Consider the following 15,901-nt stretch of genomic DNA (forward strand, 5'->3'; position numbering starts at 1 on the left):
AGTGGGATTGCCGCCGAGAATATCAAGCCGTCGAAAAAAATGCACTGAGAATGAAAGCGATTATCAATTGCATTGGTTTGGGGCCTTCATTACAGTATCCGCCATGACAGAACAGGGATGCCGCAGGCATCCCAAGGGAGAACCGATGAGCATTGCACAACGCATTCATGGGCTGCTGGCACAAGATCCCGGCGCTCACCCGTCCACCATCGCCGCCGAGCTGGCCGTCAGCGAATGGGAGGTGGTGCGCCACCTGCCGGCCGAGCTGGTTACCCTGGTGCCCGCCGAGCAGGCAGAAGCCCTGCTGGCGGATCTGGCCGACTGGGGCCAGGTGACCACCATCGTCGAATCCGACGGCTCCATCTTCGAGGTTAAGGCCCCCTTCCCCCGCGGCAAGAGCGCCCGTGGCTACTACAACCTGATGGGGCGCGACGGCGAGATGCACGGCCACCTCAAGCTCGACAACGTGGTCGGTATCGCCCTGGTCAGCAAGCTGTTCATGGGCAAGGAGGGGCACTCCTTCCAGTTCTTCGGCCACAGTGGTCGCTGCATTTTCAAGGTCTATCTGGGGCGTGACGAACAGCGTCAGCTGCTGCCGGCCCAGGTGGAACGCTTCATGGCCCTGCGCCACCAGTATCAAGAGGAAGTCAAAGCATGAGTGAACGTCAGGAGCGTCTGCAGAACCGCCTGCAACCGGAGATCCGCGAGTTTCGCGACGGTTGCCGCACCCTGCAGCTGGCGACGGTGGACAGTGAAGGCAACCCCAATGCCAGCTATGCCCCCTTCGTGCTGCAGGAAGATGGCTACTATGTGCTCATCTCCGAGATCGCCCGCCACGCCCGCAACCTGCAACAGGTACCCAAGGTGTCGCTGATGCTGATCGAGGACGAGAACGGGGCCCGCGAGCTGTTTGCCCGCAAACGCCTCACCTTCGATGCGCTGGCCGAAGTGGTGGCCCGCGACGACGTGCGCTGGGAGAAGGCCGTGGCGGCGCTGGAAGGGCGCTTTGGCGAGATAGTCAAAGGGCTCTCCAATCTCAAGGACTTCGTGCTGTTTCGTCTCAAGCCCGAGCAGGGGCTGTTCGTCAAGGGCTTCGGCCAGGCGTTCCGGGTCTCCGGCGACGAGCTGGTGGACTTCGTCCACCTGGTGGAAGGGCACAAGCGCATCGACAATGGCGCCGAGCTGACCAGCCCGGCCGATGCACCGGTCTGAGCCGCACGGATCGCCAGGATGACAAAACGGGCAGCCCTGGGGCTGCCCGTTTTTTTATGGACGGTTTTCCCTCAATCCTGCCAGGAGGCCTTGTTGGGAAAGGCGTCGCGGTCGGCCCGGGTGGCGGTCTCGTTGCATTCACCCCGGATCTTCCAGGAGGTCTGGCTGAGCACTATGTAGCCTTCGCGGCAGTATTTGCGCTCGGTCAGTGCCTGGGTGAGCTGGGCATCCTGCAGCGCTTCGCGCCGCTCCAGCAGGCTCTTGTTCCTGCTCAGCCTGCTGCCGTCATCGTTCTGGAGGCGGGTGGGCAGGGTATCGAGCGGGGCGGCCTCGAAGGTGAAGCGCTTGCTCCCCTCCTCGTTGATGTGGGTCCTGAACAGGGGGGCCGGGCCATCCGGCTGGCGCCCCGGCAAGCCGGAGCAGGCGGTGATTGCCGGCAACAGCAGCGTGAAGGCAACGGCAGAGAGTAGACGCACACAAGACTCCAATCGGGTGATCGCTTCAAAGCGGGCAGATTAACATGCCGGCTCGGGTTGGGTGGCGCCGAGCAGCTCATCCGTCGTGAGCAGGGTCACGCTTCTGCCTTTTGGCAGGCTGAGGTGACGCCACATCCAGTGATGGTGCTCGATGATCTGCTCCGCGCTCAGGTGGGGCCGGTCCGCCGTGGTGTGGGCGTCGGCCACCGCCACCACCTCGAAACCGCGGGCGGCGGCGCTGCGCAATGTGGTATCGACGCAAAAATCGGTGGCACAGCCGCAGACGAGCAGCCTGTCTACCGGCTGCTCCGCCAGCAGGAAACCGAGCTCGGTATCGAGAAAGCTGTCGCAGGCGGTCTTGCGCACCCGGCTGTCATGCCCCTCTGGGGCTAGATCGGCGTGCAGCTGCCAGCCCGGACTGGCGGGATCCACTTCGGAACCGGGGGCATCGTGCTGCACATAGATGACGCGACCCTGTTCTGCCCGCACGCGCTCGGCCAATCGATTGATATTGGCGATGACCTGGGCGTCCTGATGGCGAGGCTGGGTGAACAGCCCCTGTTGCATGTCGATGACCAGTAACACATCCATATGAAATCCTTGGGCAATTGTTTGTCAGGGTGGCAGCCACTGGGCTCCTCAGACGCAAGGTCAGGGTTGCAGCCACTGGCTGCAGTCACGACTGCGGGATTGATGCAGTGCGCCCATATCTTGCTTCATTTCATCGGCATTTAGCCAGCGTTCCGGCAGGGGGGCGATGCCGACCCGCACGTCGGCCACCCGACCGGCTGCCGCCGCTTGCTCCTTGCCCGCTTGCGGCGCCGTCAGCTCAGGCACGACCAGCGCCACCTTGAGATCCGGGTTGCGGCTGGCGATGCGGCTGGCCAGCCCCAGTCCCCCCTCCACGTGGAAGTTGCCGGCGATGTGCATGATGCGCCGGCCCGGGTGGCTGCGCAGGTAATCCACCATGCTCTCGGCCATGGTGTCGTCCCAACTGGTCTGGGCGGCAAAGCGGCGGGCGTTGCCGTCGGCATCCCCATGATGGAGCGAGGCCATGAATTTCTGGCGATAGGGATCATCGCCGAGGGTGAGGGTGCGGGCCAGCTGGCTGCGACGGTTGGCGGGCAGCTGATCCAGCCAGGCCGGCCCCTCCTGGCCGACACAGCTCACCAGCGGTTTGGGGGCATTGGCGGCGATGACCGGCAGGTGGTGCGCCTTGGCGAACTCCACCAGCGGGCGATAGTCGCTCGGGTAGTTGGGCCAGGCGTTGCCGTCGCGAATGAGGGCCGCCTCGCCGATGCGACCGGCCAGGTAGGCATCCAGCACCGGCTGATCGGCGCGGCTGAACTGCTCCATGGAGAGCACCAGGGGGCGGCCGTCTGCCTGCGCCGTGTCGGCCAGACCCGCCAGCATTCTGGCCTGCAGCAGGTGCACCGCCGGGTGGGTGTGCAGCTCGCCCACCAGCACTATGTCGGCATCCGCCACCCGGGCCAGGGCCTGCTCCAGGGTCAGCGCATCCCCCTGGGTGGCCTTGAGCTGATAGTGATAGAGGGTGCCGGCATCGTTGACGGGGGCCGTCGTGGCACAGGCGGCCAGCAGCAGGGGCAGGGTGAGCAGGGGCAGAAGTCGGGTCATGGGTGTCTCGCAGCGATGAGGTGCCTGCACCATACAATGGCAGCATGGCGGGCGGGAAAACAGAGGGGCGTAGTGTAGAACCTAATTACGACAAAAGAAAATGAGAATGATTTCGTTTATTATTGATCTTTGTTGAGAGGTGAGTAAGATGCCTGCTGTTTGATAACAGTTCTCAATAAGGATTTGCAGTGGCCCATAACAACACCCTATCGCTGGTCGCCCTTGCCGTGGCGGCCGGCCTCGCTTCCCCGGTTTTTGCGGCGGACAAGAAAGCAGATGACGTCATGGTGGTCAGTGGCTCCCGGATGGAGCAGAAACTGGAAGATGTCTCCGGTCCCATCTCGGTCATTACCGCCGAACAGATTGAAGAGCAGGTGGTGAGCAACGTCGCCGACCTGTTCCGTTACGAGCCGGGCGTCACCGCCCTCGGCGGTGCCGGCGATGCCCAGACCTTCATCATTCGCGGCATGGGTGAGAACCGGGTCAAGATAGTGCGCGACGGCGTGCGCGAGAACGACGCCTACAAGAACGGCGGCGTGGGCCAGAGCTATTTCGACACCGACATGATCAAGCAGGTCGAGGTGGTCAAGGGGCCGGCCTCGGCCGCCTACGGCTCCGATGCGCTGGGTGGCGTCATTGCCATCACCACCAAGGATGCGGCGGATTTCCTCAAGGGGCGCGACAGCTATCTGGACGCCACTTCCGGCTATGCCTCCAGCAGCCACCAGAAGATGGCGGGCTTTACCGGTGCCCTGCGTACCGGCGAGCTGGAAAACCTGCTGCGCTACACCTGGCGTGACGGCGGGGTGACCCAGAACTACGACAGCGACAAGAACGAGTTCGACATCGTCAGCCAGGCGCTGCTGTTCAAGAGCAAGTGGAACCTGAGCGATAGCCAGTTCCTCAAGCTGACCGTCGACTACTTCACCGAGGGTCAGGATCCCGACGCGGTCGACCTCACCAAGGCGGGCTCTGTCTTCAACCAGCCGATCACCGACAAGGATACCGACAACCTGTCGCTGGTGCTGGATCATGGCATCGCCCTGCAGGCACCCTGGGTCGATCGCATCGACAGCAAGATCTACTACGCCCGCACCAAGCAGACCATGGATCAGTACGCCTCCTCCAAATACCCGGTGCGGCCGACCAACCCCTATGTGACCAAGAACTCGCTGGATCACAACGGTTTCGAGCAGAAGAGCCTGGGCGCCCAGGTGAAGTTCAGCAAGGCGCTGGATAGCCAGCGGCTGGCCTGGGGCCTGGAGTATGAGCACACCGACAACGAGCGGACCCGCTTCAAGGCGCCGACCGTGGCGGGGGATTTTGAAGGCTACAGCGAGCTGAGCTTCCCCTCCACCACCACAGAGCACGGCGCCCTGTGGGCGTTCGACGAGCTGAAGTTTGGCGAGCGCTGGGTGCTGACACCGGGGGCCCGCTATGACTACTACCGGATGAACCCGGATCAGGATCCCGCCTACACGGGCGAGAATCTCAAACGCTTCTCCGAAGGGGAGTTCTCGCCCAAGCTGGGACTGGTATTCAAGGCGCACGAGGCGGCCAACCTGTTCGCCCAGTACAGCCACGGCTACAAGACCCCCATGTATGACAACGCCTTCTCCACCCTGAACCACCAGGCGTACGGCTATCGCATCGAGCCCAACACCAACCTCAAACCCGAGAGCAGCGACGGCATCGATCTGGGGGTGCGCGGCAGCGCCGGCGGTTTCAGCTATGAAGTGGCCACCTTCTACAACAAGTACGACGACTTCATCGAGCTGGGCCAGGTGAGCACCGAAGGGCGCACCGCCGTCTACCAGTACCAGAACCTGGACAAGGCCACCACCAAGGGGGCCGAGGCCAAGGCGGACTACTGGCTGAACGATCTGGTCAACGTCTGGGGCAACCTTTCCTACATCGAGGGCAAGGATGGCGACGGCAACTACATCAACAGCCTGAGCCCGCTCAAGGGGACCCTGGGGGTACGACTGGAGCAGGCCAACTGGAACATCAACACCGCCCTGCGCTTTGCCGACGACATGAGCAAGGTGGGCAAGGATGCCAAGGGCAACGACAACATCAAGAGCGCGGGCTGGGGCGTGGTGGACATCTACGCCCAGTTCAAGCCGGTGCAGGATCTGCAGTTCAACGTGGGCGTCTTCAACCTGTTTGACAAGGAGTACGTCAACTACGAGAGCATCACCGGCCAGAGCGCCAGTGCCAGCACCAGCAACAAGACCGAGCCGGGCCGCAACCTGAGTGCACGGGTCAAGTACGTGTTCTGATGAATACCCATCACGACAAGGGGCCTGCGGGCCCCTTTTTCATGGCGCAAGCGAACGGCCAAAAAGAAACCCGCCGGTGGCGGGTGGAAGGATTGCAACACTAACCAGGAGGAGGTGTTACTCGATAGACACCGGTCTTGCGCCAATAGTTCAATTTTATTGATGTTTTTCACTATTATCTGCGCGGCTTCCCGCCCGGGATCGCAGGATCCCCACCGGCAAATCGGTTATCATTTGTGCCCCATCTTCCCCCTTGCCGAGGATCTATGCCCGCCTTCTCCTGGTTAGCCCTGTTTTTTGGTGCTTTCTACTTCGTCTATGGTGCCTATCTGCCGTTCTGGTCGCTCTGGCTGGAGGGGATCGGGGTGAGCGCCGAGATGATAGGCCTGCTGCTCGGTGCCGGCATGGCGATCCGCTTTGCCGGCAACCTGATGGTGATGGGGCAGATCAAGGGGGCGGGGCACCTGCTGCCGGTCACCCGCCTGCTCTGCCTGCTCAGTCTGCTGGCCTTCCTCGGCTTTTATCTCAGCCACAATCTCTGGTGGCTGGTGGGACTGACCCTGGTGGCGAACTTCATCTACCCGACCCTGATGCCGGTAGGGGAGGCGCTGGCCACCCGCATGGTAGTGCAGGCGCACCTCGACTACGGCAAGGTGCGCCTGTGCGGCTCCTTTGCCTTCATCGTCGCCTCGACCCTGGTGGGGGCCCTGGTGGGGAATTTTGGCAGCGAGTGGGTGCTGCACACCATGGTGGCCGGGCTGCTGTTGATGCTGCTGCTCAGCTGGCTGCCGCTGCACCCGGCGCCGCGGGACATTCAGGGCGAGCGGGCCAAGGCCTCCCTGCTCGATACCCTCAAGTCTCCCCAGGTGCGCCGCTTCCTGCTGATCTCGGCCCTGCTGCAGGGCAGTCACGCCGCCTATTACGGCTTCAGCGCCATTCACTGGAAGGCGGCAGGCTACAGCGGCACCACCATCGGCTATCTGTGGGCGCTGGGGGTGGTGGCGGAGATCGGCATGTTCGCCGCCGACAAGCGCTTCCTCAACCGCTTCGGCGCCCAGGCCCTGTTTCTGGTGGGGGCGCTGGGCTGCGTGGTGCGCTGGATCCTGCTTGGTGCCTCCACCGAGATCCTGGTGCTGGTGGCGGGCCAGCTGCTGCATGCGGTCACCTTCTGCGTCAGCCACCTCGGCGCCGTGCGCTTCATGACCCGCCAGCTGCCGGCCGAGCAGCTGATCCCGACCCAGGCGCTCTATGCGGCGCTGGGGCTCGGCATGACGGTGGCCGCCCTGATGACCCTGTGCGGTCTGCTCTACGAACCGCTGGGGGGCAGCATCTTCTTCCTGATGGTGCTGGTGGTGCTGCCGGTGTTCGTGCTGCGCTTGCGCCCAGCTGCGCCGTCTGGGCAGGGGCATGTCCCGGCCTGATACCGACCCGTCTGAATCATCACGCAGCAAAAGGGAGAGCCATGGCTCTCCCTTTTTCGTTGCGGCGTGCGGCGTTACCGCGCTTCGCCAAGATAGTGACGGCTCAGGCGGCGCCAGGTATCCGAGCCTATGGTGCCAGCAAGCAGCTCATTGGATGCGGTATCAAAGCGACCATCCGCCAGCCAGCCCAACTGGGGCAGCAGCCGGGCGAGGGTGGCGTCATTGTGCTGCAGCTCCCTGTCCAGGGTTTCCCAGAAAGCGCTCCCCTTGACGTAAAAGAGCGGGTAGTAGGAGCGATCCCCTGCCATCACCTCGCAGGCCGCCCGATAGAGGCCGCTCTCGCCATGGGGCAACTGCTTGCCTCGTTCGGCCAGCTCGTTGACCGCCGTGACCTGATGCAGCCGAAAGCGGCGCAGCGCCTTGATGGCAAGGTACTCGGCAAGGCTCTCGTTGACCCAGGTGGGCTGTGGCGCGGTGCTGAGGATGTGCACCGCCTCGTGGGCGGAGGTGCGCAGCAGACGCAGTGGCGCCTGTGGCGTCGGCTTGCCATCCCTAGTGGGGTAGTTGGCGACAAACACCTGATCCCCGGCGGCGCCGCCGAGGGAGCGGGTCGCCACATCCCGCCCCAGCCACACCAGCCGCCACGGGTGAGTGGGCGGGGTGACATCGAGCTGGAAGGCCAGATAGTCGATGATCTCGTTCAGTTGTTGCTGCAGGGCCGGCAGATCGAGCTGATTGGCCATCTCGTCATGGCTGAGCTGCAGCCAGGGATCCCGCTCGGTGACGGGCACTGTGGCCAGACCAAATGGCAGGATCAGCGGCGGCTGGTTGAGGTCCGGCAGCGGCTGGCAACTGCCATCCGGCAGACAGACTTCCCCTTGGCGACTCCCTTGCTGGCGTACCAGATTGCCCCATTCGGTCAATAGCCACCGATTGGGGGCAAACAGCAGCGATGCCTGGGCCGAGGCATCGGCCCCCAGGGCTGGCGCCGGAGTGAGGGTTACCTGCCAGCCTACCTCTTGGCAGGAGAAGGGCTGGTTGAGGGTCACCGGCTGGTTGTCTGCAAGACAGACCAGCTTGGGTGAAACCGGCGCGGAACTGCCCGGCAACTGACGAGCGGGGAGCAGGGTAAAAGGGGGATTGCCCTGCATCGTGAGGCGTATCTGCAACTCATTGGCACGGCTGCCCTGCTCTACAAGGTAGCGAGGGCCGCTGGTGCCATCGGCGGCGCAGGCCCACAGCGGCAGCAACCACAGGGCACACAGGGTGAGATGGCGACTCATAGGGGATCAACGCTCCTCCTCGAAGGCCAGCAGATCCCCGGGCTGGCAGCCCAGTTCGCGGCAGATCGCCTCCAGGGTGGAGAAGCGAACCGCCTTGGCATGGCCGTTTTTCAGGATGGAGAGGTTGGCCTCTGTGATGTTGACCCGCAGGGCCAGCTCGCGGGCGGTCATCTTGCGTTCGGCCAGCAGGGCATCGAGTCGGATGATGATGGGCATGGGATCCTCACACCGTCAGTTGTTGTTCATCGGCCAGCAGTTTGGCCTCGCGCATCACCAGGGCCAGTGCCGAGACGATCAGCCCGGCCAGCAGCAGCTGAAAGTCCGACGAGCTGATGTTGATCTTGCCGTGCAGCTCGGGTCCCGGCAGGGTGAGCACTATGTCCAGCAGCGGCGTCGTGCCGATCTTGGTGACGAAGCTGACGCAGAGCAGCAGGCCGATCCACTGGTAGCGACGGATCTGGCTGAAGGTGAACAGCATGGCCTGCCGGTAGCCGCGAAACAGCTGGAGCAGCTGCCACAACATCAGCATGAACACCAGATCCGGTAGCAGCATCACCAGGGTGCCCAGCAGGCGGGTTCCCAGGGTGAGGGGATAGTCGGCAACGGCGGGCTGGGTGCTGGCCTGCGGGAGCGATTTCGTGGTCAGGGGCACCTTGCCGAGCACCGAACTATCTTCCACATTCAGCGCTTCTTGCAGCTCCTGCTGCAGGTAGTCGCTGCCGCCGATCAGGTGTGACCAGACCCCCATGACCGTCAGGACGGGGGTGGCCAGCAGGGTGGCCAGCAGGATCCATTCGATCAGGCTGCTCATGCGTTCGAGCTTGTTGTGTTTCATCGCTTACCTCTTTGAGTGAAAGGGTGGGCCACGCGTAGCGCCGAGTTATCATTTATCAATAAACACAGCCAGATGTTTATCGTTTTTCGATATTTATTCAACCGTTTTTTATTGAAAAACGATAAATTTTCGTCGCAATAAGGAGATGACATTTTCCGGGCAGCTCTCTAGACTGGCTGCTGCTGCGCTTGAATCTTCAACACGGACAAGAGGTTACAGATGCACCAGGGATGGTTGCTGATCGGATTGTCGCTCTCCTACCTGGGGTTGCTGTTTCTGATCGCCTACGTGGCGGACAAGAACAAACGGCGTCGCCTCCAGGGCCAGCCCCTGCTCTACAGCCTGTCGCTGGCGGTCTACTGCACCTCCTGGACCTTCTTCGGCACAGTGGGCCAGGCCAGCGAGTCGCCCTGGTCGCCCGTGCCCATCTACCTGGGGCCCATGCTGGTGTTCCTGTTCGGTTGGCGACTGCTGGCCCGCCTCATCCTGGTGGCCAAGCGCGAACACATCACCTCCATCGCCGACTTCATCGCCGCCCGTTACGGCAAGTCCCAGCGCCTGGCCATGGTGATCGCGCTGATCGCCATCATGGGCATACTTCCGTACTTGGTGCTGCAGCTCAAAGCCATCGTCACCGGGCTGGATCTGCTGATGGCCAACCCGGTGCCCGCCGGCCCCACCGGCAATACCGCCGGGCTGGCGCTCGGGGTGGCCCTGCTGCTGGCCCTGTTCAGCATCCTGTTCGGCACCCGCCACCTGGATGCCACCGAGCACCACCGCGGCATGGTGGTGGCCATCGCCTTCGAATCCGTGGTCAAGCTGCTCGCCTTCATGGCGGTGGGGAGCTTCGCGCTCTGGCTCATCCTCAGCAAGCCGAGCCAGGCCCGCACTCTGGTGGCCAGCGATTTTCTCGATGCGGTGGTGGCGGTAACGCCGGGCAGCCTGCTGGAGCTCGCCATCTACACCCTGGTGGCCATGTGCGCCGTCATCTGCCTGCCGCGCCAGTTTCACGTGACCGTGGTGGAGAACAACCAGGGCCAGGATCTGCACTGGGCGCGCTGGTTGTTCCCGCTCTACCTGTTCATGATGGGGCTCTTCATCTGGCCGCTGGCGCTGGCTGGCAAGCAGTGGGTGGGGGCCGGCATGGCCTCGGATACCTATGTGATCAGCCTCCCCATGTCGCTCGGGTTCGACGGCATGGCGCTGCTGGCGTTTCTCGGCGGCACCTCGGCGGCCACCGGCATGGTGATCGTCTGCACCATAGCGCTGGCCATCATGGTCAGCAACGATCTGGTGCTGCCGGTGCTGCTGCGCCGCTTCTGGCAGCAGGGACGGGACGAGCGGCTGGTGCGCCTGCTGCTGCAGGTGCGCCGCGGCGCCATCCTGCTGATCCTGCTGGCGGCCTGGGGGCTCTACCTCTGGCTCGGGGATCTCACCAGCCTGTCGCGCATCGGCTACCTGTCGTTCGGTGCGGTGGCCCAGTTCGCGCCGGCCCTGCTGCTCGGCCTCTACTGGCGGCACGGCAATCGCAAGGGGGTCTATCTCGGCCTCGCCCTCGGGGTGAGCCTCTGGTTCGCCACCCTGCTGGCGGAGAGCGGCCTGCTGGCCGGCTCGCCGCTGGCGATCCTGCTGGCGCCGCCCGACTGGCCTGCGGTGCGCGACCTGAGCCTGGGGGCCTGGTGCATCTTCCTCAGCCTGTTGCTCAACCTGGTCGGCTATGTGGCGGGCTCCCTGCTCTCCCGTCCGGCGGTCAGCGAGCGGCTGCAGGCGGCCAACTTCGTCGGCAAGCCGAGCCGCGACACCACGGCGCTCTATCAGGCGCGGGTCTCGGTCAAGGAGCTGGAGATGCTGGCGGCCCGCTTCGTCGGCTCGAGCCGGGTCAAGCGCGCCTTCGGCCGCTTCGCCGGCGAGCGGGGCGGCACCCTGGCGCCCCAGATGCAGGCCTCCGCCGAGCTGATCGCCCACACCGAGCGGCTGCTGGCCGGGGTGTTCGGCACCTCGTCCGCGCGGCTGGTGCTGGCCTCGGCCCTGCAGGGGCGCAACATGCAGCTGGAAGAGATCGCCACCATAGTGGACGAGGCCTCCGACGTGTTTCGCTTCAACCGCGGCCTGCTGCAGGGGGCCATCGAACACATGGGGCAGGGGATCTCGGTGGTGGACCGGGAGCTCAAGCTGGTGGCCTGGAACCGGCGTTACATCGAGCTGTTTCACTATCCCCCCGGCCTCATCCAGGTGGGTCGCCCCATCGAGGAGATCATCCGCTACAACGCCCAGCAGGGGCTGTGCGGCCCCGGCGATGTGGAGGCCCAGGTGGCGCGGCGAGTCGCCTTCATGCAGCGGGGCAGTCAGCACATCTCGGCCCGCGAGCGCCCCGATGGCCGGGTGATCGAGATGCAGGGCAACCCCATGCCGGCGGGCGGCTTCGTGATGACCTTTACCGACATCACCCCGTTTCGCGACGCCGAGCGGGTGCTGCGCGAGGCCAACGAACACCTGGAGGCGCGGGTGGCCGAGCGCACCCACGAGCTCTCCGAGCTCAACCGTCAGCTGCTGTTGGTGAACCAGCAGGTGGAGCGGGCCAACCACTCCAAGAGCCGCTTCCTGGCGGCGGTGAGCCACGATCTGACCCAACCCCTCAACGCCGCCAAGCTGTTCACCTCCTCCCTGCTGGAGATGCTGCCGCCGGCGGACGAGCCGGCCCGCATCGCCCGCCACATCGACGATGCGTTGGGGGCGACCGAGGATCTCATCACCGATCTGCTCGACATCTCGCGCCTCGAAGCGGGCAAGTTCAAGGCCAAGAAACTGGATTTCGTCCTGCGCGACGTGTTCGACAACCTCAAGGCGGAGTTCGGGGTGCTGGCGCAGGCGGGGGAGATCCAGTTCTCGGTGGTGGAGAGCAGCCTCGCGGTCTACAGCGACGTGCGCCTGCTGCGGCGGGTGCTGCAAAACTTCCTCACCAACGCGTTTCGCTACAACCCGGGCGGCCGGGTGCTGCTCGGCTGTCGCCGGCTCGGCGACAAGGTGCGCATCGAGGTGTGGGACAACGGCCCCGGCATTCCGGCCGACAAGCAGGAGGCGATCTTCGACGAGTTCTCCCGCCTCGATCACTCCCGCACCGCGCGGGAGCAGGGGCTGGGGCTCGGCCTTGCCATCGCTCGCGGCATCGCCCTGGTGCTCGGCCACAACCTGACCCTGCGCAGCTGGCCGGGGGCGGGCTCGGTGTTTGCCGTCACCCTCAACCTGGCGACCCGTCCTGTCGCAACGACGCAGGTGGCGGCCCCCGCCCAGCGCGACAGCCAGCTGGAGGGGATCCGGGTGCTCTGCATCGACAACGAGAGCGATATCCTGATCGCCATGCAGTCACTGCTGGGGCGCTGGGGCTGCGAGGTGGTGTGCGCCCAGAGCCAGGCCCAGGCGGAGGATCTTATCGCCGGCGGCTTCCTGCCGCAGCTGGTGCTCTCCGATTACCATCTGGACGACGGCAAGACCGGATTGCAGGCGCTGCACATGCTGCGTCTGGCCCACGGCAACCATATCGGCGGCATCATCATCAGCGCGGATCGCAAGAGCGAGCTGCAGGCGCAGATCCGGGAACACGGCTACGGCTACATCAGCAAACCGGTCAAACCGCTCAAGTTGCGGGCGCTGATGAACAGCATCTTGCGGCCGGCCAAACTTGATGGTGATCACGAATCCGGGAATTCGTCCGATTTTTAATCGGCGGCCCCCAAGTGGCAAGATCGGCACTTTCCGACCCGGAAATGTGCCTTTTCTTCTCGTTTGAGGCTCAAAACCGGTAAAAAGTGACTTATTAATAATCAATCAGGGGTTTGCCCTCTCTCCTTTGACTCCCTTATAGTCAGGTCGCGATTATTTTTATCGCAAATCAAGTTGTGCAAAAGGCAAACCGGACGAAAGTCCGGGACGCAAAGCTTCCGGTCTAAGGGTCAGCAGTACCTAGGATAGCGGGGCCACCACAGGTTGTTTCGTCCATGGGCCAAGCCATGGTGCGATGTTGTCTGCGTTACCTGTCAGGTTGCGTTGCCTTTTTCGTTATCTATTCCAAGAACGAAATAAGGATATTCAACTATGTTAAGTCCAAAACCCTCCGTACTGGCACTGATCGTCGGGGGGCTCTGTGCCTCCTCCGCCTTCGCTGCCGCCCCCGGCAAACCCACCATCGGCTGGGGCGAAACCAAGTTCGCCATCGTCGAAGTGGACCAGGCCGCCACCTCCTACAACAAGCTGGTGACGGTTCACAAGGATGGTGCCCCGGTCAGCGTGAGCTGGAACCTCTGGTCCGGTGATGTCGGCCAGACCGCCAAGGTGCTGCTCGACGGCAAGGAGGTGTGGTCCGGCGCCGCCTCCGCCTCCGGCACCGCCAACTTCAAGGTCACCCAGGGGGGCCGCTACCAGATGCAGGTGGCCCTGTGCAACGCCGATGGCTGTACCCTCTCCGACAAGAAAGAGATCCTGGTGGCCGACACCGACGGCAGCCACCTGCTGCCGCTCAAGGCGCCGCTCAAGGAGAACAACAAGCCCTACGTCAACAAGACCGGCAAGGTGATGGGGGCCTACTACGTGGAGTGGGGGGTCTATGGTCGCAAGTTCACCGTGGACAAGATCCCGGCCCAGAACCTGACCCACATCCTCTACGGCTTCACCCCGATCTGCGGTGGCAACGGCATCAACGACAGCCTCAAAGAGATCTCAGGCAGCTTCGAGGCGCTGCAGCGCTCCTGTGCCGGACGCGAGGACTTCAAGGTCTCCATCCACGATCCCTGGGCCGCCATCCAGATGGGGCAGGGCAATCTCACCGCCTATGATGAACCCTACAAGGGCAACTTCGGCAACCTGATGGCGCTCAAGAAGGCCTATCCGGACCTGAAGATCCTCCCCTCCATCGGTGGCTGGACTCTCTCCGACCCCTTCTTCTTCTTCGGTGACAAGGCCAAACGCGACACCTTCGTCGGGTCGGTGAAGGAGTTCCTGCAGACCTGGAAATTCTTCGATGGGGTGGATATCGACTGGGAATTCCCGGGTGGCCTCGGGGCCAACCCCAACCTCGGCAGCCCCTCCGATGGCGAGACCTACGTGCTGCTGATGAAGGAGCTGCGCGCCATGCTCGACGAGCTGAGCGCAGAGACGGGCCGCACCTATGAGCTCACCTCCGCCATCAGTGCCGGCGGCGACAAGATTGCCAAGGTGGACTATCGCGCCGCCCAGCAATACATGAATCACATCTTCCTGATGAGCTACGACTTCAACGGCGCCTGGACCAACACCGGGCTGGGTCACCAGACCGCGCTCTACGAGTCGAGCTGGGATCCCAACACCAAGTACACCACCGACAAGGGGGTCAAGGCGCTGCTGGGTCAGGGCGTCGAGCCCGGCAAGGTGGTGGTGGGGGCCGCCATGTATGGCCGAGGCTGGACCGGCGTCAGCGGGTATCAGGGCAACAACCCCTTCACCGGCACCGCCACCGGCCCGATTGCGGGCACCGAAGCGGAAGGGATCTGGGAGAAGGGGGTCATCGATTACCGCGGCATCGCCAAGGGCAAGATGGCCGGCGACTGGCAGTACAGCTATGACGAAGTGGCCGAGGCACCGTCCGTGTTCAAGGCTGCCACCGGCGAGCTCATCACCTTCGATGACGAGCGCTCGGTCAAGGCCAAGGGGCAGTACGTGCTGGCCAACCAGCTCGGCGGCATGTTCGCCTGGGAAATCGACGCCGACAACGGCGACATTCTCAACGCCATGCACGAGGGGCTGGGCCACGGCGATAGCACACCGCCGGTCAACAAGCCGCCGGTGGCCAATGCCGGCACCGATCTCGCGGTGACCGGCCCGGCCGAGCTGGTGCTGGACGGTTCCTCCTCCCGCGATCCGGAAGGGGCGGTACTGAGCTACAGCTGGGCCCAGATCTCCGGTCCCAAGGCGACCCTGAGCGACGCCAGCCAGGCCAAGGCCAAGGTGGCCGTCGATGCGGTGAGCCAGGACGTCAATCTGGTGTTCGAGCTGACCGTGACCGATGACCACAACCTCAGCGCCAAGGATCAGGTAGTGGTGACCAACAAGGCGCCGCAACCCAACCTGCCGCCGGTCGTCACGGTGCAGGACAAGGTCTCGGTGCAGGCCGGCAAGCAGGTGAGCATCACCGCCAACGCCAGCGATCCCAACGGCGACACCCTGAGCTATCAGTGGAGCGTGCCGGCAGGGCTCACCGCCAGCGGTCAGAACAGCAAGACCCTGGTGGTGACCGGCCCCAGCGTCACCGTGGAGACCGGCTATGACCTCACGGTCACCGTGACCGACGGCGCACTGGATGCCCAGGCCGCTACCCGCCTCACCGTGACCCCGGTCAGCGGTGGTGGCGACTGCAACGCCACCGATCCGGATGCCGCCAACTGGCCGGCCTGGAAGGCTGCGACCACCTACAACGGTGGCGAGAAGGTGAGCCACAACCAGCTGGTATGGCAGGCCAAATACTGGACCCAGGGCAATGAGCCGAGCCGCACCGCCGATCAGTGGAAGCTGATAAGCCAGGTGCAGCTGGGTTGGGATGCCAATGTTGCCTATAACGCCGGTGACGTGACCAGCCACAACGGTCGCCAGTGGAAGGCCCAGTACTGGACCCGCGGCAACGAGCCAGGCAAGCACGACGTCTGGCAGGACATCGGCGCCGCCAGCTGCAAGTAATTCACCATCCACAGGGGCATGCCAGGCATGCCCCTCCTTTTCCCCCATAACAACA

Annotated in this window: 12 protein-coding genes and 1 riboswitch; of the genes, 6 read left to right on the forward strand and 6 right to left on the reverse strand. The window is 63.9% G+C overall.

The genetic code is table 11. From position 1 onward, the window contains the following. Positions 1 to 145: 145 nt before the first annotated feature. Complete coding sequence (hutX, locus tag I6L33_RS09110) at positions 146 to 658, forward strand: heme utilization cystosolic carrier protein HutX (RefSeq protein WP_005304096.1); 513 nt, start codon at positions 146 to 148, stop codon at positions 656 to 658. Beyond that, the gene (gene hutZ / locus I6L33_RS09115) at positions 655 to 1,212 is read left to right on the forward strand and encodes a heme utilization protein HutZ (RefSeq protein ID WP_005304092.1); all 558 of its coding nucleotides are present in this window, start codon (positions 655 to 657) and stop codon (positions 1,210 to 1,212) included. Before hutX ends, hutZ begins: the two co-directional genes overlap by 4 nt. 71 nt (positions 1,213 to 1,283) lie before the next feature. Here hutZ and I6L33_RS09120 read toward each other — a convergent pair whose 3' ends face one another. The 3 genes from I6L33_RS09120 to I6L33_RS09130 are packed head-to-tail and all read right to left on the reverse strand — an operon-like array spanning position 1,284 to position 3,323. Continuing rightward, a complete protein-coding gene (locus I6L33_RS09120; RefSeq protein ID WP_017779150.1) occupies positions 1,284 to 1,688 on the reverse strand; it encodes a hypothetical protein in 405 nt (134 codons plus the stop codon). Between the two features lie 39 nt (positions 1,689 to 1,727). Further along, on the reverse strand, positions 1,728 to 2,279 hold the full coding sequence (locus I6L33_RS09125) for a cysteine hydrolase family protein (RefSeq protein WP_216973930.1): 552 nt from the start codon (positions 2,277 to 2,279) through the stop codon (positions 1,728 to 1,730). Between the two features lie 60 nt (positions 2,280 to 2,339). Continuing rightward, positions 2,340 to 3,323: a ChaN family lipoprotein gene (locus I6L33_RS09130; RefSeq protein WP_216973931.1), complete on the reverse strand. Its 984-nt coding sequence runs from the start codon at positions 3,321 to 3,323 to the stop codon at positions 2,340 to 2,342. Positions 3,324 to 3,511: 188 nt separating this feature from the next. Here I6L33_RS09130 and I6L33_RS09135 point away from each other — a divergent pair, with 188 nt between their 5' ends. Then, positions 3,512 to 5,605 carry a TonB-dependent hemoglobin/transferrin/lactoferrin family receptor gene (locus I6L33_RS09135; protein ID WP_216973932.1) on the forward strand — a complete coding sequence of 698 codons (2,094 nt, stop codon included), beginning with the start codon at positions 3,512 to 3,514 and terminating at the stop codon, positions 5,603 to 5,605. Positions 5,606 to 5,871: 266 nt separating this feature from the next. Next, complete coding sequence (locus I6L33_RS09140; RefSeq protein WP_216973933.1) at positions 5,872 to 7,026, forward strand: 3-phenylpropionate MFS transporter; 1,155 nt, start codon at positions 5,872 to 5,874, stop codon at positions 7,024 to 7,026. Between the two features lie 74 nt (positions 7,027 to 7,100). Here I6L33_RS09140 and I6L33_RS09145 read toward each other — a convergent pair whose 3' ends face one another. The 3 genes from I6L33_RS09145 to I6L33_RS09155 are packed head-to-tail and all read right to left on the reverse strand — an operon-like array spanning position 7,101 to position 9,144. Next, complete coding sequence (locus tag I6L33_RS09145) at positions 7,101 to 8,309, reverse strand: hypothetical protein (RefSeq protein WP_216973934.1); 1,209 nt, start codon at positions 8,307 to 8,309, stop codon at positions 7,101 to 7,103. A gap of 6 nt (positions 8,310 to 8,315) precedes the next feature. Continuing rightward, positions 8,316 to 8,525: a helix-turn-helix transcriptional regulator gene (locus I6L33_RS09150; RefSeq protein ID WP_005304071.1), complete on the reverse strand. Its 210-nt coding sequence runs from the start codon at positions 8,523 to 8,525 to the stop codon at positions 8,316 to 8,318. A 7-nt stretch (positions 8,526 to 8,532) separates the two neighbouring features. Continuing rightward, positions 8,533 to 9,144, reverse strand: a complete 612-nt coding sequence (locus I6L33_RS09155) for a DUF2975 domain-containing protein (protein WP_216973935.1) — start codon at positions 9,142 to 9,144, stop codon at positions 8,533 to 8,535. Between the two features lie 219 nt (positions 9,145 to 9,363). Between I6L33_RS09155 and I6L33_RS09160 the strand changes: the two genes are divergently transcribed. Both I6L33_RS09160 and I6L33_RS09165 read left to right on the forward strand, forming a co-directional pair. Continuing rightward, a complete protein-coding gene (locus I6L33_RS09160; RefSeq protein ID WP_216973936.1) occupies positions 9,364 to 12,864 on the forward strand; it encodes a PAS domain-containing hybrid sensor histidine kinase/response regulator in 3,501 nt (1,166 codons plus the stop codon). A 174-nt stretch (positions 12,865 to 13,038) separates the two neighbouring features. Next, positions 13,039 to 13,126, forward strand: a riboswitch (cyclic di-GMP riboswitch). A gap of 110 nt (positions 13,127 to 13,236) precedes the next feature. After that, positions 13,237 to 15,846 carry a glycosyl hydrolase family 18 protein gene (locus I6L33_RS09165; RefSeq protein WP_216973937.1) on the forward strand — a complete coding sequence of 870 codons (2,610 nt, stop codon included), beginning with the start codon at positions 13,237 to 13,239 and terminating at the stop codon, positions 15,844 to 15,846. Positions 15,847 to 15,901 lie beyond the last annotated feature (55 nt).

Origin of the sequence: Aeromonas sp. FDAARGOS 1403, assembly GCF_019047325.1 — a bacterium.
Taxonomy (GTDB): Bacteria; Pseudomonadota; Gammaproteobacteria; order Enterobacterales; family Aeromonadaceae; genus Aeromonas; species Aeromonas dhakensis.

Bases quoted from the DNA above. Each gene is read 5' to 3' on its own strand.
- hutX (WP_005304096.1), top strand. From the start codon at position 146: ATGAGCATTGCACAACGCATTCATGGGCTGCTGGCACAAGATCCCGGC.
- hutZ (WP_005304092.1), top strand. From the start codon at position 655: ATGAGTGAACGTCAGGAGCGTCTGCAGAACCGCCTGCAACCGGAGATC.
- I6L33_RS09125 (WP_216973930.1), bottom strand. From the start codon at position 2,279: ATGGATGTGTTACTGGTCATCGACATGCAACAGGGGCTGTTCACCCAG.
- I6L33_RS09130 (WP_216973931.1), bottom strand. From the start codon at position 3,323: ATGACCCGACTTCTGCCCCTGCTCACCCTGCCCCTGCTGCTGGCCGCC.
- I6L33_RS09140 (WP_216973933.1), top strand. From the start codon at position 5,872: ATGCCCGCCTTCTCCTGGTTAGCCCTGTTTTTTGGTGCTTTCTACTTC.
- I6L33_RS09145 (WP_216973934.1), bottom strand. From the start codon at position 8,309: ATGAGTCGCCATCTCACCCTGTGTGCCCTGTGGTTGCTGCCGCTGTGG.
- I6L33_RS09150 (WP_005304071.1), bottom strand. From the start codon at position 8,525: ATGCCCATCATCATCCGACTCGATGCCCTGCTGGCCGAACGCAAGATG.
- I6L33_RS09155 (WP_216973935.1), bottom strand. From the start codon at position 9,144: ATGAAACACAACAAGCTCGAACGCATGAGCAGCCTGATCGAATGGATC.
- I6L33_RS09160 (WP_216973936.1), top strand. From the start codon at position 9,364: ATGCACCAGGGATGGTTGCTGATCGGATTGTCGCTCTCCTACCTGGGG.
- I6L33_RS09165 (WP_216973937.1), top strand. From the start codon at position 13,237: ATGTTAAGTCCAAAACCCTCCGTACTGGCACTGATCGTCGGGGGGCTC.